The 17,619-nt window shown below is 68.6% G+C and carries 16 protein-coding genes; 5 read left to right on the forward strand and 11 right to left on the reverse strand.

The features are described 5' to 3' along the window. Positions 1-243 precede the first annotated feature (243 nt). The gene (locus KHC23_RS05195; protein WP_213370180.1) at positions 244-831 is read right to left on the reverse strand and encodes a protease inhibitor Inh/omp19 family protein; all 588 of its coding nucleotides are present in this window, start codon (positions 829-831) and stop codon (positions 244-246) included. Positions 832-1,149: 318 nt separating this feature from the next. Between KHC23_RS05195 and KHC23_RS05200 the strand changes: the two genes are divergently transcribed. Then, positions 1,150-1,920 carry an SDR family NAD(P)-dependent oxidoreductase gene (locus tag KHC23_RS05200; protein WP_213370182.1) on the forward strand — a complete coding sequence of 257 codons (771 nt, stop codon included), beginning with the start codon at positions 1,150-1,152 and terminating at the stop codon, positions 1,918-1,920. Positions 1,921-1,976: 56 nt separating this feature from the next. On the opposite strand, the gene chrA is transcribed toward KHC23_RS05200, so the two are convergent. Beyond that, positions 1,977-3,200 carry a chromate efflux transporter gene (gene chrA / locus KHC23_RS05205; protein ID WP_213370184.1) on the reverse strand — a complete coding sequence of 408 codons (1,224 nt, stop codon included), beginning with the start codon at positions 3,198-3,200 and terminating at the stop codon, positions 1,977-1,979. Positions 3,201-3,270: 70 nt separating this feature from the next. Beyond that, positions 3,271-4,137, reverse strand: a complete 867-nt coding sequence (locus tag KHC23_RS05210; RefSeq protein WP_213370186.1) for a LysR substrate-binding domain-containing protein — start codon at positions 4,135-4,137, stop codon at positions 3,271-3,273. Positions 4,138-4,362: 225 nt separating this feature from the next. On the opposite strand from KHC23_RS05210, the gene KHC23_RS05215 reads away from it, so the two are divergent. Together KHC23_RS05215 and KHC23_RS05220 are read left to right on the forward strand one after the other, a co-directional pair. Further along, a complete protein-coding gene (locus tag KHC23_RS05215; RefSeq protein ID WP_213370188.1) occupies positions 4,363-5,379 on the forward strand; it encodes a DMT family transporter in 1,017 nt (338 codons plus the stop codon). A gap of 77 nt (positions 5,380-5,456) precedes the next feature. Next, entirely contained in the window at positions 5,457-5,795 is a 339-nt protein-coding gene (locus tag KHC23_RS05220; protein ID WP_213370190.1) for a rhodanese-like domain-containing protein, read from the forward strand. Between the two features lie 21 nt (positions 5,796-5,816). Here KHC23_RS05220 and KHC23_RS05225 read toward each other — a convergent pair whose 3' ends face one another. Next, positions 5,817-7,196, reverse strand: coding sequence for a transaminase (locus tag KHC23_RS05225; RefSeq protein ID WP_213370191.1), 1,380 nt, complete (start codon positions 7,194-7,196; stop codon positions 5,817-5,819). A 66-nt stretch (positions 7,197-7,262) separates the two neighbouring features. Then, positions 7,263-8,642, reverse strand: coding sequence for an aspartate aminotransferase family protein (locus KHC23_RS05230; protein WP_213370193.1), 1,380 nt, complete (start codon positions 8,640-8,642; stop codon positions 7,263-7,265). Between the two features lie 201 nt (positions 8,643-8,843). On the opposite strand from KHC23_RS05230, the gene KHC23_RS05235 reads away from it, so the two are divergent. Next, complete coding sequence (locus tag KHC23_RS05235; RefSeq protein ID WP_246544229.1) at positions 8,844-10,253, forward strand: glutamine synthetase family protein; 1,410 nt, start codon at positions 8,844-8,846, stop codon at positions 10,251-10,253. A 115-nt stretch (positions 10,254-10,368) separates the two neighbouring features. Then, positions 10,369-11,478 carry a polyamine ABC transporter substrate-binding protein gene (locus KHC23_RS05240; protein WP_213370195.1) on the forward strand — a complete coding sequence of 370 codons (1,110 nt, stop codon included), beginning with the start codon at positions 10,369-10,371 and terminating at the stop codon, positions 11,476-11,478. 293 nt (positions 11,479-11,771) lie between these two features. Here KHC23_RS05240 and KHC23_RS05245 read toward each other — a convergent pair whose 3' ends face one another. From KHC23_RS05245 to KHC23_RS05270, 6 genes are all read right to left on the reverse strand, one after another. Beyond that, the gene (locus tag KHC23_RS05245; RefSeq protein WP_213370196.1) at positions 11,772-12,677 is read right to left on the reverse strand and encodes a lipid A biosynthesis lauroyl acyltransferase; all 906 of its coding nucleotides are present in this window, start codon (positions 12,675-12,677) and stop codon (positions 11,772-11,774) included. 29 nt (positions 12,678-12,706) lie between these two features. Next, a complete protein-coding gene (locus KHC23_RS05250; protein ID WP_213370198.1) occupies positions 12,707-13,729 on the reverse strand; it encodes a zinc-binding dehydrogenase in 1,023 nt (340 codons plus the stop codon). 109 nt (positions 13,730-13,838) lie between these two features. Then, on the reverse strand, positions 13,839-14,618 hold the full coding sequence (locus KHC23_RS05255; protein WP_213370231.1) for an SDR family NAD(P)-dependent oxidoreductase: 780 nt from the start codon (positions 14,616-14,618) through the stop codon (positions 13,839-13,841). After that, positions 14,588-15,868, reverse strand: a complete 1,281-nt coding sequence (locus tag KHC23_RS05260; protein WP_213370200.1) for a beta-ketoacyl-ACP synthase — start codon at positions 15,866-15,868, stop codon at positions 14,588-14,590. The genes KHC23_RS05255 and KHC23_RS05260 overlap by 31 nt, the downstream gene beginning before the upstream one ends. Positions 15,869-15,908: 40 nt before the next feature. Continuing rightward, positions 15,909-17,093, reverse strand: coding sequence for a beta-ketoacyl-ACP synthase (locus tag KHC23_RS05265; RefSeq protein ID WP_213370202.1), 1,185 nt, complete (start codon positions 17,091-17,093; stop codon positions 15,909-15,911). Continuing rightward, positions 17,086-17,592 carry a 3-hydroxyacyl-ACP dehydratase FabZ family protein gene (locus KHC23_RS05270; RefSeq protein WP_213370204.1) on the reverse strand — a complete coding sequence of 169 codons (507 nt, stop codon included), beginning with the start codon at positions 17,590-17,592 and terminating at the stop codon, positions 17,086-17,088. Before KHC23_RS05270 ends, KHC23_RS05265 begins: the two co-directional genes overlap by 8 nt. Between the last annotated feature and the right edge of the window lie 27 nt (positions 17,593-17,619).

The raw sequence follows: 17,619 nt of genomic DNA on the forward strand, positions 1-17,619 counted from the left end.
CGCACGAACTAATTTTACGTTCCCGCCCTTGTGAACGGTAGTGCGGCCAAGCTCTCACGACGACAGCTTCGTCGCCATCCGAGACAATACGAAGACGAAGGTCTGGTATATCGAATATCCAGCGGGAATTGCCGCATCGAACGGTGCCGAGCGGGCGTTGGGTGTGAATAAAACGGTACCCGACTGGCGAAATAGCCCAGATATGACTGGAGAGGTCCAGTCATCTTCGCGCGGGAGGCGGCGTCAGGAGCGCGTGAGCGTCACCTTGGCGCCGTCGCCGGTGGCGACGCCGTCATATTGGCCGGTGCCGGCGGGTTGCAGGCGCGCGGTGACCTTGCCGACATGGTTCTGCAGGACGATCTCGTTGCCCCACACGTCCCAGCCCTTGGTCATGAAGATGTCGTTCGGGCAGTCGACGTCCGCCGTGGCGGCAAAGCCGGACATGCCGCGGTCGGTCGAGAGCGTGACGTTGCAGCTCTTCTGGCCGTTGTCCCAGCCATATTTCCAGGTTCCGGCGAGCTGGGTGCGCGCCGCGCCTGGCTCGGCATAGGCGACGCCGCCCGGCGCGGTGGCCGGCGGTGGGGCGAGGGCGACCTGCGAGGCGGTGCCCGGAGCGGTGGGGGTGACGGCGGCCGCCGCGGTGGCGGCAGACGCGCCATAGGTGGTCGGCGCCGGTACCGGCGAACTCACGATTGAGCCCGACGGCGCCGGGGTGATCTGGCTGGTCTCCACCGCCTTGGAGGATGAATCGCCAAACCCGTCGAGCACGGTGCTGCAGCCGCCCAGAAGAACGGCGGTGACGGACGTGATGACGACGGCGGTGAACTTCATCGACGCTTTACTCCCCGCCCGGCGATGCCTGCCGGACGTCCTGCTCAATCCTACACGGTGCGCGGCCTCGCTCGGCATTCGCACAATCCCTGTTTCCCCGGGGAACATGGCATCAGCGTGACCCCAACGCGTCACGGCGCCCATCGGTCTTCCCCAGCGCGATATTTGGCGCGGTCATGCTCAATGAAAGCTTAACGCATCGGCAGAGGGCCGGAAGTCCCGGCGATGCGAATCCGCGCGGCGCGGTTTGCGCGGCGAGGGGCGTTCAGTTTTGCCGCGAACTGTTCTATGTGCGATGCAGCGAAAAGGAGCTGCGCCATGTATCAGATGCTGGATCCCGCCACACTGCGTGTCCTTGTCACCGGAGCGACCTCCGGCATCGGCGCTGCCACCGCCCGGCGCTTTGCGCTGGCGGGTGCCCGCGTCGTCGGCACCGGCCGCCGCGCCGACCGGCTGATCGCGCTGCGCGACGAACTCGGCGGCCATTTCCACCCGCTGGAAGTAGATGTGCGCGACAATGACGCGCTGGTCGCCGCGCTGGCCGGCGTGCCGGAGGCGTTCGCGCCCTTCAACGTGGTGTTCACCAATGCCGGCCTCGCGCTGGGGCTGGAGCCGGCCCAGGCCGCCAGCCTCGACGACTGGGACGACATGGTCGAGACCAACATCAAGGGACTGCTCTACACCGTGCGGGCGACGCTGCCGGCGATGGTTGAGCGCAAGGAAGGCCATGTGCTGTTCACCGGCTCGGTGGCCGGCGACTATGCCTATCCCGGCGGCAACACCTATGGCGCCACCAAGGCGTTCGTGAAGCAGTTCGCGCTGAACCTGATTTCGGATGTCGCCGGCACCCAGGTGCGGGTCACCAATATCGAGCCGGGAATGGTGGAGACCGAGTTCTCGCTGGTGCGCTTTCATGGCGATGCCGCGAGGTCGGAAAACGTCTATGCCGGCACCGAGGCGATGAACGCCGAGGACATCGCCGAGCAGGTGTTCTTCGCGTCGACGCTGCCGCGCCGCGTCAACATCAACCGCATCCAGGCCTTCGCGACCTGCCAGAGCTTCTCGCCCTTCAAGGTGTCGCGCGGCTGAACTCTGCAGCTTGAGCTCCCCACTTCTGCAGCTTGAGTTGGCAGCGGCGCCCGCAGCTAGGATTGCAGCAGCACGGCGCCGCCAAGCGCGGCGCCGGCAACCACCGCCCACGCCGGCACGCGCCACAGGGCGAGGGCCAGATAGGCGAGAAGCGCCAGCGCGAAGGCGCGGCCGGAGGTGAGGCTCGACGTGACCACCGGGTCCCAGAACGCCGCGCCGAGCAGCCCGACCACGGCGGCGTTGACCCCGGCGAGGGCGTCGCGCGCCCGCTGGTTGGCCGCCAGCCGGGTCCAGAACCGCAGGGCGGCATAGACCAGCAGGGCGGAGGGCAGGAATGCCGCCACCAGCGCCAGCAGCCCGCCGGCCGCGCCATTGGGTGCCATTGGCATCATTGCGCCGACATAGGTGGCGAAGCTGAACAGCGGACCCGGCACGGCCTGCACCGCGCCATAGCCGGCAAGGAACACTTCGCGCGTCAGCCCGCCCGGCCGCACCAGTTCGGCCTCGATCAGCGGCAGCACCACATGGCCGCCGCCGAACACCAGCGCGCCGGCACGGTAGAGTGTGTCGAACAGCGACAGGCCGGCATTGCCGGTCACCTGCACCAGCGCCGGCAGCCCGGCAAGCAGCAGCACGAACAGCGCGAAAGCGGCCAGCGAGGCGACGCGGCCCGGCAGATGGCGCGCGGCCGGCTCGGCGAACTGCGCACCGCCGAGCCGGATGAAGGCAAGCCCGGCCAGCGCGCCGCCGGCGATGACGCCGATCTGCCCGAAGGCGCCGGGCAGCAATGCCGCCACCGCCGCTGCGACAAGGGCGAGGCTGCGGCGCGGCCGGTCCGGGCAGAGGTTCTTCGCCATGCCGAGCACGGCATCGGCGACAATGGCCGCCGCCGCCACCTTGAGCCCGTTGAGCCATCCACCGGCCATGCCGGCCGCGTCGGCGTGCATCACGCCGTAGGCGAAGGCCAGCATGAGCAGCGCCGAGGGCAGGGTGAAGCCGATCCACGCCGCGGCCATGCCGGCGGGCCCGGCGCGCATCAGCCCGATCGCCATGCCGACCTGGCTCGAGGCGGGGCCGGGCAGGAACTGGCACAGCGCGACCAGGCTCGCATAGCGCTCCTCGCTCAGCCATTGGCGGCGGCGCACAAGGTCCTCGCGGAAGAAGCCGAGATGGGCCACCGGCCCGCCAAACGAGGTCAGGCCCAGGCGCAAAAAGGCGAGCAACACCTCCAGCGGTGTGCCCTCATCCGTGGCGGTGGGAGAGGCCGGTGCATCACGCATGATACTGGGTTAGCGTGCCCGCCGGCGCCGCGCATGTGAATTTTCGATGACACGAAGGCTTCGGCGCGCTTCAGGCGGCTTCGACCACCGGCATGGCCAGCGCCGCCCGCAGCATTTCGGCGAGCCGGCGGGCGGCGGAGGAGGCGGCCGGGGCGAGGAACAGGGCGATTTCGATGTCGGGCATCGGCGGCAGCCCTTCTGCAGGGCCGAGACGGCGCCAGTCCGGGGGAGCGGCGCATTCCGGCAGGGCGGTGATGCACAATCCGGTCTCGATCGCCGCGTGGATGCCGCCCTGGGAGGAGGAGGTGCAGGCCACGCGCCAGCTCAGCCCGGCCTTGTCGAGGCTGGAGGCGATGTGCGGGCGCACGCGGCAGCCGGTGGGAAACAGTGCCAGCGGCAGCGGCGAACTGCGCTCGGGCCGGTAGCCGCGCGCCGCCAGCCAGAGCAACTTCTCGCGCTTGATGAGTTCCCCGGTCGGCCGGGCGCTGTCGCGCGTCAGCAGCGCGACGTCGATATGGCCTCGATCGACTTCCGGCTCGATGTGCTTCGAAAGGTCACAGCGGATGGAGATCTCGACACGCGGATAGGCGGCGGCGAAGCGGGCGATGGTCGGGGTGAAATAGGCGTCGACATAATCGTCGGGCATGCCGACTCGCACGCTGCCCTCCGGCGTGCCGCCCTTCAGGTCGGCCAGCGCCTCGCTCTCATAGGAAAGCAGCCGGCGGGCATGGGCGACCAGGCGTTCGCCGGTCTCGGTGAGCGAGATGCCGCGGCGCGAGCGCTCCAGCAGGCGCACGCCGAGATTGTCCTCGAGCTGGGCAATGCGGGCGGAGACCGCCGACTGGGTACGGCCGACGCGGTCGGCGGCGGCGGTGAACCCGCCCGTGTCGACAATGGCAATCAGCATGCCGAGCGATTCGGTGTCGAGATGTCGCATCGCGCCCTCCGGTCCGCCGGGTGAGGATGGTCGTGCCCTTGCGGCACGCCGGTCTTAATATCAGAATTATCGATGAATTGACAAAATAAACTCGCTTTCGCGATGCGTGTCGCCGCGCTAGACAGGTTTTGCTGGGATGAGCCCCCGCTTCCGCGCCGCTACGAGCGATCGGAGGCCGGCCCATTCTGCTCTTTTTCGCAATAATTGCACCTGTCGAGTTCGGCAATGTCCCCGCCCCCCGCCGCCGTGATCGCGCCCTCGATCGGGGCGATACCCGCTTCCCCCCCGGCCGCTGTCTCGGAGACGCAGCTGCGGCGGCAGGCCTTTCTCGCCGCGATCCTGGCGGCGATGTGCATCGGCTGTTCGGCCCCGCTGGTGCGGCTGGCCGATGCCGGCCCCGCCGCCATCGGCTTCTGGCGCCTTTTCTTCGCGCTCGGCCCGTCGCTGGTCTGGGCCTATGCCGAACATCGCTCCTCGGTGCGCCGCGCCCGCCTCATCGGTGCCGCCGCCCTTCTTCCTTCGCGGCGGCAGGTGCTGCTGGCGATGCTGGCCGGGCTGTGCTTCGGCGGCGACCTCATCGTGTTCCACAAGGGTCTGGCGCAGACCAGCACGGCCAATGCGCTGCTGCTCGGCAACCTCGCCGTGGTGTTCGTGTTCACGTTCGGCTGGCTGATCCTGCGCGAGCGGCCGACGCGCGGGCTCATAGTGGCGCTGGTGATGGCGCTGACCGGGACAGCGATCATCATCGGCTCGAGCGCATGGCATGCCAATGGCGCCGGCGTGCGCCCGGTCAGCGTCATCGGCGATCTGCTCTGCGTCGCGGCGGCACTGTTCTATGCCGGCTACATGCTGTTCACGCGGGCGGTTCGCCGGGCGGGCCGGGGCGAGGCGGTGCCTCTCGGCGGCGGCATGGTGTCGGTCATCGCCAGCGCGACCGGCGCGTCGCTCTGCCTCGGCTGGGCAGTGACGACCGGTGAGACGCTGATTCCCCAGTCGCTCCAGGGGCTTCTCGCGGTGATCGGGCTGGGCCTCATCGCCCATGCCGCCGGGCAGGGGCTCGCCACCTTCGCGCTTGGCCGGTTGCCGGCGGGGGTCATCTCGCTCGTGCTGCTGCTGCAGATCGTGGTCGGCGTCTCGCTGGCGGCGCTGCTGTTCGGCGAGTTGCCCTCGCTCGCCGTGTTTGTCGGCGGCCTGCTGGTGGTCGCCGGCGTCGCCAACGCCCGGCCGGGCGGCCCCGGCTGAGCCCCGGCAACGTGCCGAACGGGCTTGCGCGGCCGCGACGGGAGGGCTACGTCCTGCCGGAGCCAAGGAGCACGACGATGCAGCCCAATCCCTTCGGTGGCGTGATCGAGGATCTCACGGTCGCGGAGGTCAAGGCCGGCCTCGACGACGGCACCATCCTTCTGGTGGACGTGCGCGAGCCGAACGAGACCGCCGCCGAGCGCATTCCCGGCGCCGTCGAATTCCCGCTATCGACCTTCGACGCGGCCGCCCTGCCTGATCCCGGCGACAAGACGCTGGTCTTCTCCTGCCGCTCGGGCCAGCGTTCGCAGAGGGCCGCCGCAGCAGCGCAGGCGGCCGGCGTTGACCTGCACCGCCACATGGCGGGCGGCATCCTCGCCTGGAAGGACGCGGGCTTTCCCACCGACAAGGGATGAGGGGCGCCGCCCTGGGCGTCTCTAACCGGTCAGCCGACCGATGACCTGCCGATTCGCCTCGATCAGCCGCTCGACCTGCGCCTCCGACGTGGCGGGCGAGGCCAGCATCATGTCGTGGAACGGCGAGATCAGCACCCCACGCACCAGCAGTGCGAGGTGTGTCGTCGCTTCCAGCGCCGGATAGTGCGCGCCCTTGGCCTGCCGCCCGTCGGTGAGCGGGAAGGGGGCGCGGACCACTTCCACCCGTGCCCCGCAGCGGGCGACGTGCCAGGGCAGCCGGGCATCCGCAAGCACGCCGGCAAGGCCGGCCTCCATGCGGTCGGCCAGCGCGTTCATCCGCTTATAGGCCGCTTCGGTCGCGACGTGTTCGAGTGTGGCGCGCAGCGCGGCGAGTTGCAGCGGACTGCCGGAGAGCGTCGTGCCCATGCCGGAGTGGCCATCCGGCCGGTTGGTGCGGGCGGCGCGGAAACGTTCGGCGACCTCTTCGCTCATGCCCCAGACGGCGGCCGGGACGCCACCGGCCACCGACTTGCCGGCGACGAGCATGTCGGGCTGCAGGCCATGTGTTCTCGTGTAGCCGCCGGGGCCGGTGGAGAGGGTGTGGGTCTCGTCGATCAGCAACAGCGTGCCGTGGCGGCGGGTAATGTCGCGCAGCCCCTCGTGGAAGCCGGGCTGCGGCAGCACCATCGCGCAATTGGTCATCACCGGCTCGGCGATGACGCAGGCCACCGTGCGGTCGGCAAGCGCCACCTCCAGCGCGTCGAGGTCGTTGAACGGCACGACGCGGGTGAGCTGGGAGAGGTCGCGCGGCTCGCCGATCAGCGCCGGCCGGTTGCCGACCCGTCCATCCGGTCCGATCTCGACGAAGGTCTCGTCCACCGCGCCGTGATAGGCGCCATCGAAGATTAGGATGCGCGGGCGCCCGGTGGCGGCGCGGGCGGCGCGCAGGGCGAAGCGGTTGGCGTCGGTGGCGGTAGTGGCGATCTGCCAGTAGGGCAGGCCGAAGCGCGCGCTCAGGAGATCGCCGACAATGCCGGCATCCGGGCTCGGCAGCATGGTGGCGAGGCCGGCCGTCGCCTGTCGTGCGAGAGCTTCGGCCACCGGCGCCGGCCCGTGGCCGAACAGCGAGGCGGTGTCGCCAAGGCAGAAATCATCATAGGCGTGCCCGTCGACGTCGATCAGCCGGGCGCCGCTGGCCTCGGCGATGACGAGCGGCACCGGGGTCGACCAGTCGACCATCCAGTGCATCGGCACGCCGTCGAGCAGATGGGCGGCCGCTCCCGCGGCGGCGCGCGTCCTGGGGCGGGTGCCGAGGTAGAGCGCCTCCGCCTCCGCCCGTAGCGCGGCGGTGCGGGCCGGGCTGACGCCCGGTCCGTCCGGGATCGAGGTCACGGCATTCATGTCCGGGCTCGTGCGTGTTGCTGCCTGGGGCCCATATAAGCATGTTTGCCGGTGAAGCGCCGCCTCTCAGCGCACCCAGCCCCAGCGCTTCAATTCGGCGTGGGTGTCGTCCAGCGTCTTGCGGGCGCTGGCGATGAGCTGGTCACACTCCTCATGCGAGATGACCAGCGGCGGGGCGATGATCAGCCGGTCGCGCACGGCGCGCATCACCAGCCCGTTCTTGAACGAGAAGTCCCGGGCCAGTGTCCCGACCTTGCCGACATCGGGGAATCTGGTGCGGCCCGCCTTGTCCGGTGTCAGCTCGAGCGCGCCGACGAGGCCCATCATCGGCGCCTCGCCCACCAGCGGGTGCTCGGCCAGCGCGCTCCAGCGGGCCTTGAGATGGGGGCCGACATCGTCGGCCACCCGCCCGACGAGGTTCTCGCGCTGCATGATGGCGAGATTGGCCAGAGCGGCGGCGCAGGCGGCGGGGTGGCCGGAATAGGTGTAGCCATGGTTGAAGTCGCCGCCCTCCAGCAGAACCTCGGCCACACGGTCGGCGACCATCACGCCGCCGAGCGGCATGTAGCCGGAGGTGATGCCCTTGGCCATGACGAGAATGTCCGGCTGGGTGCCGAAGGTCTCGCAGCCGAACCAATTGCCGGTGCGCCCGAAGCCGCAGATGACCTCGTCGGAGATGAATAGGATGTCGCGCTCGCGGCAGATTCGGACGATCTCCGGCCAATAGGTGGCGGGCGGGATGATGACGCCGCCGGCGCCCTGGATCGGCTCGGCAATGAAGGCGGCGATGCGGTCCTCGCCCATGGCGTCGATGGTCGCTTCCAGCGCGCGGGCGGTGCGCAGGCCGAATTCCTCCGGCGTCTCGCCCTGGCGCGCCTCGCCCCACCAATAGGGCTGGGCGATGTGGACGATGTCGGGAATGACCGCGCTCTGGCCGTGCATCGGCGCCATGCCGCCCAGGCTGCCGGCGGCGACGGTGGAGCCGTGATAGGCGTTGCGGCGGGAGATGATGATCTTCTTCTCCGGCTTCTCCGTGATCTGGAAATAGCGGCGGACCAGCTTGATCACCGTGTCGTTGGATTCCGAGCCCGAACCGGTGAAGAACACCCGGTTGAACTGCGGCGGCGTCAGCTCGGCGAGCTTGGTCGCCAGCTCGATCACCGGCCGGTGGGTGGTCTTGAAGAAGGTGTTGTAGTAGGGCAGCTCGCGTAGCTGCACCGCCACCGCCTCGACGATTTCCTCGCGGCCATAGCCGACATTCACGCACCACAGGCCGGACATGCCGTCGAGGATGCGGTTGCCGTCGGAATCGGTCAGCCAGACCCCCTCCGCCTTGACCACGATGCGCGACCCCTCGGCGTTCAGCGATTTCATGTCGCTGAACGGGTGAAGGTGGTGGGCGGCATCGAGCGCACGCAGCTCGGCGGTGGATTTGGGCTGGGTCATGACGCGCACTCGCGGGAGGGAGGGATGGCAGGCCGCAGAATGTGATCACATTTCACGTGCGTCAAGTCGTCCGGCATGGCAGAACTGCCGCCGGCGCGCCGGGCGGGCGTGGCAGGCGACTTGCTGATGTTCGGCGGGCGGCTTGACCGCATCCCCCGCGCCGTGACCACAATTGACCTATCGACGTGTACCAGGTGGATCATGCCATTGCCCGAAGCCGTGGGAGACGCCACGGCCGCTGCGCGCGAAACCGTCCCGCTGATCGACGATTTCGGCGCCTATGTCGCCGCCAACGGCGCGCCCGAAATTGTCGAGGTCCTGCTGCCCGATACCCACGGGGTACTGCGCGGCAAATGGATTCCCGGTGGCGCGGGTGGCAAGATCTGGGGTGACGGGGTCGCCATTCCACTCTCGATCTTCGGCCTCGACATATGGGGCCGCGAAGTCGAGGAGACCGGCATCCATATCGAGACCGGCGACCGCGACGGCATCTGCCGGCCGGTGCCCGGCACGCTGACGCCGGTGCCATGGTCGCCGCGCCCGGCGGCGCAGGTGATGCTATCGATGTTCGAGCCGGACGGGCGGGGCGGCGAGCGGCCGTGGGATCTCGACCCGCGCCACAAGCTGGAGACGCAGGTGGCGCGCCTCGCCGCGCTGGGGCTTTATCCCTGTGTCGCCTTCGAGCTGGAATTTTACCTGCTGAAGCCCGCCGCGGGACCCGATGGCGTGCCCGAGCCGGTGTTTCCCGCTTCCACCGCCGGGCCGGCGCGTCAGAACATGTATTCCATGTCCGATCTCGACGCCTATGCGCCGCTGCTGCACGACGTGCGCGAGGCCGCCCGCATCCAGGGCCTGCCGGCCGACACGGTGATCTCCGAGGCGGCGCCGGGCCAGTATGAGGTGAATCTCTACCACCGGCGCGACCCGATGGCGGCGGCGGACGACGCCATATTGCTGCGCCGGCTGATCGACGGCGTGGCCCGCAAGCACGGGGTGCGCGCCAGCTTCATGGCCAAGCCCTTCCTCGACTTCGCCGGCTCGGGCATGCATGTTCATGTGAGCCTGACCGATGGCGAGGGCCATAACGCCTTCGGCGCCGGCGAGGCGGGGGACCGCCTGCTGCGCCAGTGCGCGGCGGGGCTGCTGGAGACCATGGCCGACACCGCCGTGCTCTATGTGCCGAGCTATAACGGCTTCCGCCGGCTGGTGCCGGGCAGCTACGCCCCCACCAGCATCTCCTGGGGCTATGACAACCGGGCGGTGGCCGTGCGGGTGCCGAACGGGCCGCCCAAGGCGCGCCGGCTGGAGCACCGCATCGCCGGCGCCGACGCCCATCCCCATCTCGTGCTGGCGGCGATCCTCGCCGGCATGCTGGAAGGCATCGAGCGTGCGCTGGAGCCGCCGCCGCCGCTGACCGGCAACGCCTATGAGCAGGAGGCGCCGCATCTGTCCTACGACATGGGCGACGCCATCCGTGCCTTCGGCGGGTCGGATTTCGTGGCCCGGTCCTTCGGGACGGAATACCGGCGCGTGTTCACGATCATGAAGGAGGCGGAGCTCGCCGCGTTCGAGCGCCGCATCAACCCGCTGGAGTATGAGACTTATTTGTGAGCGCGGCGGGGTTTGTGAGCACGGTCATGGCTTGAGCCGAATGCGGCGACGCTTTAGCCTTGTCGCCACACGCTTTTCACATCCACAACAAACCCACCTTCCCGAGGAGAATAGGATGTCCCGCCTCCTTACCACAATCGCGGCAGGCCTTCTGTCCGCGCTGGCCATCGCGCCGGCGTCGGCGCAGGACAAGGTCGTGAACGTCTACAACTGGTCCGACTATATCGACGAGTCGGTGCTGGAGGAGTTCACCAAGGAAACCGGCATCAAGGTCCGGTACGACGTGTTCGACTCGAACGAGGTGCTTGAGACCAAGCTGCTCGGCGGAAAGACAGGCTACGACGTGGTGGTGCCGACCGGCTCCTTCCTGCAGCGCCAGATCCAGGCCGGCGTGTTCCTGAAGCTGGACAAGGCGAAGCTGCCGAACCTGCAATACCAGTGGCCGCTGATCTCCGACCGGCTCGCGGTCTACGATCCCGGCAACGAATATGCCGTGAACTATATGTGGGGCACCACCGGCATCGGCATGAATATCGACAAGGTGAAGGAGCGCCTCGGCGACATCCCGCTCAATAGCTGGGACATCATCTTCAAGCCGGAGATCCTCGGCAAGCTGAAGGATTGCGGTATCTACATGCTGGACGGCCCGGAGGAGATCATCCCGACCGCCCTGCGCTATCTCGGCAAGGACCCGAACTCGAAGGACCCGAAGGACATCGAGGAGGCGGGCAAGCTGCTGGCGCCGATCCGCCCCTTCATCAAGAAGTTCGACAGCTCGGGCTACATCAACGCGCTGGCGGGCGGCGACATCTGCATCGCCACCGGCTGGTCGGGCGATGTGTTCCAGGCCAAGGCCCGCGCCGAGGAAGCGGCCGAGAAGACCGGCAAGCCGCCGATCAACATCGAGTACATCATCCCGAAGGAGGGTGCGCTCATGTGGTTCGACAACTTCGCCATCCCGAAGGATGCCCCGCACCCGGACGAGGCGCTCGCCTTCATCAACTACATGATGAAGCCCGAGGTGGCGGCGAAGAACTCCAACTACATCTCTTACGCCAGCGGCAGCGAGGGCGCGCAGCAGTTCATCGACAAGGCGATCCTCGACAATCCGGCGATCTACCCGGACAAGGAGACGCAGGAGAAGCTGTTCACCGTCACCACCTATCCGCAGAAGGTGCAGCGGGTCGTCACCCGCACCTGGAGCAACTTCAAGCGCGGCCGATGAGCCAGATGTGAGCGGCGCTTCGAACTGATGCGAAAGGCCGGGCCCTGTGCCCGGCCTTTTTGTTGGAGGCGAGGCCACGCGACCGCCGTTTTTTTATCCGTGCCCGAGGACTGTCTTCCTGAGGTGCGCGCGTAACGCGCCTCGACGGATGTTCGTCAGGCACAGAGGTCCTGCGTGCTTCGAGGCCGGGCAAGCGCCCGGCACCTCAGCATGACGGAGGGGCGTCATCATGCGGGCCGCGCGCCGCGCGAGTGGGATGACAGGCCTGAGAAGCGTGATCCGTCTGCGGCGCCTCACATCCGCCAGCGCTTGTAGAACCAGGTCCACTGCTCGGGATGCTCGCGCACCCAGCCCTCCACGACGGAGGTGATCATCTGCATGGCGTCGTCGACGTCGATCTTGCCCTTCGCGTCGCGCGGCAGGTTCAGCGCCGGCGTGCACTGGATGCGGAAGCGGCCCTCCGGCAGGCGGATCACCCGCACCCCGTGCACCGGGCACTCATAGAGCCGGGCGAGGCGGGCGATGGTGGGGTTGGCCGAGCAGGGCTGGCCGAAGAACTGGACGGTGGGCCCGCCGCGGCGGGCCTGATCGACCAGAATGCCGAGATGCTTGCCCTGGTCGAGCACGGCGGCCAGCTCGAACACCGCCACATGCGAGGCGGCGACCAGATTGCCCATCACCCGGCTGCGGGCCTGGAACAGCAGGTCGGCGAAGAAGGAATTGTCCGGCGCGCGGAACAGCACCGCGCTGTCCAGCCCCTGCGCGGCGGCGGCGATCGCGGGCAGTTCCCAGTTCGCCAGATGCGCGGTGAAGACGAGGGCCGGCTTGCCGTCGACCCGCATGGCGACGAAGTTGGAGACGCCGGTGGTCTCGATCCGGCTCTTGGCCGGCTCCCACATATTGTACTGCCAGATGCGGTCGAGATGGACGAACTCGCCGCCCATGCGGCCGAGATTGTCCCACATGCCGATTGCGATCGCCTCGCGCTCGGCCTCGGTCTTCTCGGGGTAGGCGAGGCGCAGATTCTTCAGCGTCGTGCGGTGGATCGAGGTGCGCGGCCCGATTTTGCGCGCCCAGAACCCGCCCGCCCACGAGGCGAAGCGCGGCGGCTGCAGCCGCATGGCCTGCATCAGCGCCCACACGCCGGCCGAGAGCGCGGCATCGCGCAGGCGCGTGGTCCAGGGGCGAGGTGCGGCCATCGGCGGTTGCTTCGGTCCTGGCTCCGGCGTCAGAAGGTGATGACCACCTTGCCGAACACGCGCCGCGTCTCCAGTCGCTCCAGCCCGGCGCCGAACTGGTCCAGCGGGAATTCGGAATCGATCACCGGCTTGACGCCGCGCTCCATGCGCTTCAGCCCATCGGCAATGGCGCGGATCGGCGCGCCGAACGAGCCGATGATGCGGTACTGGCGCTGGAACAGCTGCATCAGGTTCATGCTCACCGAGACACCGGAGGTAGAGCCGCAGGTGACGAGCCGCGCGCCCGGCTTCATCGACAGCAGCGAGCCATTCCAGGTCTCGGCGCCGACATGCTCGAACACCACGTCGACACCCTTCTTCTTGGTGATCTTGCGCACCTCGTGCTCGAAGCGGTCGGTCTTGTAGTTGATGACGTGATCGGCGCCGAGCGCGGTGGCCTTGGCGCATTTCTCGTCGTCGCCGGCCGTGGTGATGACGGTGCAGCCGATCTCCTTGGCCATGCGGATGGCGACCGTGCCGATGCCGGAACCGGCGGCGTGGACCAGGATGGTCTCGCCCGGCTCAAGCTTGGCGTTATCGAACAGCATGTGCTCGACGGTGGAGAAGGTGACGGGGGCGGTGGCGGCGTCGGTCCAGGAAATGCCGTCCGGGATCGGCACGCACAGGCGTTCCTTGATGTTGAGCTGGTCACGGGCGAAGCCGTCGACATGGAAGCCCATCACGCCGGCGACGTCCTCGCAGAGATTGTCGCGGCCCTGCCGGCACATCCTGCACTGGCCGCAGGTGAGCGCGCCATACATCGCGACTTTGGAGCCGGGCTTGAAACGGGTGACGCCCTCGCCGATGGCGGTGACTTCGCCCACCGCCTCGGCGCCCACCACCAGCGGCATCTTGCGCTTGGCGAAGGCCATGCCACGCCAGCCCCAGACGTCGATGTGGTTCAGCGCCAGCGCCTTGACGCTGACCTGCACCTCGCCGGGCTCCGGCGCGCCGGGGGCGGGCAGGTCGGTGAGGATGAGTTCGCGGTCGGAGACCAGCTGAAGCGCGCGCATGAACAACTCCGGACAGACGGCGGCGGCATCGCCCGTCCTTTATCCCGCTGGATGGGGAGTGGGGCGAGCATGGATGGCGTCCGCGCAAGGACGAGGGTGGATATCGAAATCAGCGCTGTATGGCTAGTGCAGCGGTGAGCCCGCCATCCACCGGCAGCGTCGCGCCGGTGACATAGCCGGCGCCGGGCGAGAGCAGGAAGGACACCACAGCGGCGACATCCTCCGGCGCGGCGAAGCGGCCGGCCGGGATCTGCTTCTCCACATTGGCGCGGTAGGCGGCGTAGGGTGCCAGCATCGCCGTGTCGACGAAGCCGGGCGCGACGACGTTGACGGTCACGCCGCGCCGGGCACTCTCGATGGCGAGCGTGCGGCAATAGCCCGCCAGCGCCGCCTTGGAGCCGGCATAGATGGCGTTGCCGGCATTGGCGACATCCGCCGCAATGGAGCCGATGGCAACGATGCGGCCGGCGCGGGCACGGGTCATCGGCCGTACCAGCGCGCCGACCAGCTTCACGAAGGACCAGTAATTCACCTGCATGAGCTGCTCGGCCCGGTGCTGGTCGACCAGAGCGGCAAGGGTGTCGTAGCTCATGCCGGCATTGTGGACGAAGCCGAAATAGGTCGGCTCCTCGGCGAGGAAGGCGGCGAACGCCTCCACCGCGGCCTTGTCGGCGAGGTCGAGCGAGCGTGCCTCGACGCAGGCGTCCGGCTTCTCGGCCTCGATCGCGGCGATCAGTGCCTCGGCTTCCACCGCCGCCGTGCGCACGGTGAAGACCACCTCGAAGCCGGCCAGCGCCAGGGCGCGCACGATGCCCGCGCCGACGCCCCGGCCGCCGCCGGTGACGAGAACGCGCTGGCTCACGCCGGTTCGCCGGTCAGGATAAGGCAGACATTCTGCCCGCCGAAGCCGAACGAGTTCGACATGACCCGCGTGACCGTCGCGTCGCGCGCCACGTTCGGCACCACGTCGAGCGGGATGGCGGGGTCGGGCAACTCGTAATTGATGGTCGGCGGGATGCGGCCATTGGCGATGGTCATCAGCGAGATCACCGCCTCGATGGCGCCGGCGGCGGTCAGCGTATGGCCGATCATCGACTTGTTGGACGAGATCGGGATGCCCGCCAGCCGCTCGCCGAAGACGGCGCTCATGCCGGTGAACTCCATGCGGTCGTTCTCGGGCGTCGAGGTGCCATGGGCGTTGATGTAGTCGATGGCTTCAGCCTCGACGCCGGCATCCGCCAGAGCGCGGCGCATGCAGCCGATCACCGGCTTGGCGTCGGGGGAGGAGCGGGTGCGGTGGAAGCTGTCGGCCATCTCACCGACCCCCTCGACCACGCCGAGGATCTTCGCGCCGCGCGCCAGCGCGTGCTCCAGGCTTTCAAGCACCAGTGCACCGGCGCCCTCGGCGATGATGAAGCCGTCGCGGTTCTTGGCGAAGGGGCGGGAGGCGGCTTCCGGCATGTCGTTGTTGGTCGACAAGGCCGAGAGCAGCGAAAAGCGGATCAGCGCCTCGGCCGTCACCGAGCCGTCGGTGGCGATGGACAGCGCCGCGTCGCAATCGCCGCGCCGGATCGCCTCGACGCCGAGCTGGATCGAGGTGTTGCCGGAGGCGCAGGCGGTCGACAGCGAAATCGGCTGGCCGCGCGTGCCGAAGCGGTCGGCCAGATGGTCGGCGATCGAGCCGTAGAGGAAACGCTCGTGCCAGGCGTCATGGCCATTGGCTTCGGCGGCGCGCAGCAGGTCGTCATAGGTAACGGGGGCGTTGGGCGCTGCCTCCTGCGCTAGAATGCGGCGCTGCGGCCATTCCAGCTCGATCGGCGGAACGGCGCAGAACAGCGGGCCCGGGAAGCTGCCGATGGAGCCGATGCCGGATTCGGAGATCGCCTCGTCCGCCGCCAGCGTCGCCAGCTCCTCGGAGAGGTCGGGCGCGGTGCTCTTGCTCTTCGGCAGATAATCGACGGTTCCGGCGATGGTGGTCCTCATCGCGTCGATCGGGAACCGGGTGATGCGATGAATGCCGGACGTGCCGGAGGTCAGCTTCGCCCAGTTGTCCTCTTTGCCCTGGCCGAGCGAGGTGACGAGCCCCATGCCGGTGACGACGACGATCGGCCGGCCGGCCTTGTCGGTATAGGAAGCCATGATCTGCTCCTCGGAAGCGGCGTGCTTCCGCATGGTGGGGTCAGTCGGCGCGCTCGACCAGCGCGACGCCTTCCCCACGCCAATGCCCCACTGCGGTCACGATGGCACGGGAAAGCGGGCCATCGAAAGGCTTTTCCAGCGTCTCGCCGGCGAGCGGAGCGAACAGCTTGCCCTCGGCGACGCACAGCGCCGCCAGCGCCAGCGCCACCGGCATCTGCGCTTCCAGCCCATGGCCGACGCGATCGGTGACCGAGCGCACCGGCAGGCCGGAGCGGGCGAGCACCGCCGCCTCGGCCAGTGTCGGCTCCGGCGCGCCGGACGCGGCGGAGAACACTGCGGTGTCTTCGCTGGTGCCGGCCCCGGCGGTCTTCAGAAGCTGTTCCAGCACCGCCTCGACGGCGCCAGGCTCGTTGCGCCGGGCGCGCTCGGACCAGACGCCGGAGAGCTTGGCGATGGGCTTGGCGCCGCGCGCGGTGGCGTGCTCAGGCGATTCCAGCACCAGGAAGGCACCGGCCGAGCCGGTCGGCACGCCCTTCGGCTCCGCCAGCACCGGCGCCCAGGGCGCGTGCATGGCGAGGCGCTTGAGGGCGAAGAGCAGCAGCATGTCGCGCCGCTCGGCATTGTAGGCGCCGCCCACCAGGGCGATCTCGCTGGTGCCGGCGGCAATGCGCGACCAGCCGATGCGTACCGCGTCGGTGCCGGAGCTTTCCTCGCCCATGAAGGTGCGCGAGGAGCCGGTGACGCCGTGCACGATGGAGATGTTGCCGGCGAGCAGGTTGGAGAGCTGGGCCAGGAACAGCGTCGGGCGCAGGTTCGACAGAAGCTGCTCGTTGAGGAAGACCTCGGGGTTCGGCTGCTTCTCGATGTCGGTCAGGATGGCGCCGTCGACCGACTGGTCGCGCTCGCCGCCACCGGCCGCCACCACCATGTCGGTGGTGCCGAGAATGTCCTTGTCGCCCTTGATGCCGGCCGAATCCAGCGCGAGCCCGGCGGCATAGGTACCGATACGCTGCCAGGGCTCCATCTGCCGCTGGTCGCCCTTCTTGGGGATCTGCGCGTCGAAGCTGATCGGAGCGAGCGGATGCACGACGAAGGGAGCGAACCCGCTCTCGTCGATCACCGGGCCGGCACCGGAGGACAGGGCCTGCCAATGGGCTTGCGGCCCTTCACCGAGCGAGGAAACGAGCCCGATGCCGGTGATCCAGACGTCGCGACGATTAGACATGCGTGAGATTTCCTGCGCGTTCCGCCACGTTTATGACGGCGTCGCCCATCGGCATGCCGATGCGCTCGGCGGTGGAGAGCAGATAGCCGCGCAACTCCGGAGCCGGGAAGGGCATGGTCTTGAGCGTCACGTCGGCATTGCAGACGAGCTTGCCTTCGACGCGCCCCTCGGCCTTCAGCCGGGCATAGCCCGAACCGTCATGCTCCAGGCGCGCGAAGACGTCGATCACCTGACCCGGGACCACGAAGGTCCGCAGCTTGCCCTTGTCGACCGAGGCGAGGAACGCCATGCGGTCGTAATTGTGCAGCCGCAGCAGCAGCATGCCGCAGCTCTGCGCCATGATTTCGAACAGCAGCACGCCCGGCAGGAGCGGATGACCGGGGAAATGACCTTCGAAGATCGGGCTTTCGCACGGAACGGTGTTGGCGGTCTTCAGGGTGCGAGCCTCAAGATCAAGCTCGACCACCTTGTCGATCATCTGGAAATATTCGAGGCGCATCACCTGTCCCGCTTGTACAACGTCCCT

This window comes from Ancylobacter dichloromethanicus (assembly GCF_018390645.1).
Classification (GTDB): Bacteria; Pseudomonadota; Alphaproteobacteria; order Rhizobiales; family Xanthobacteraceae; genus Ancylobacter; species Ancylobacter dichloromethanicus.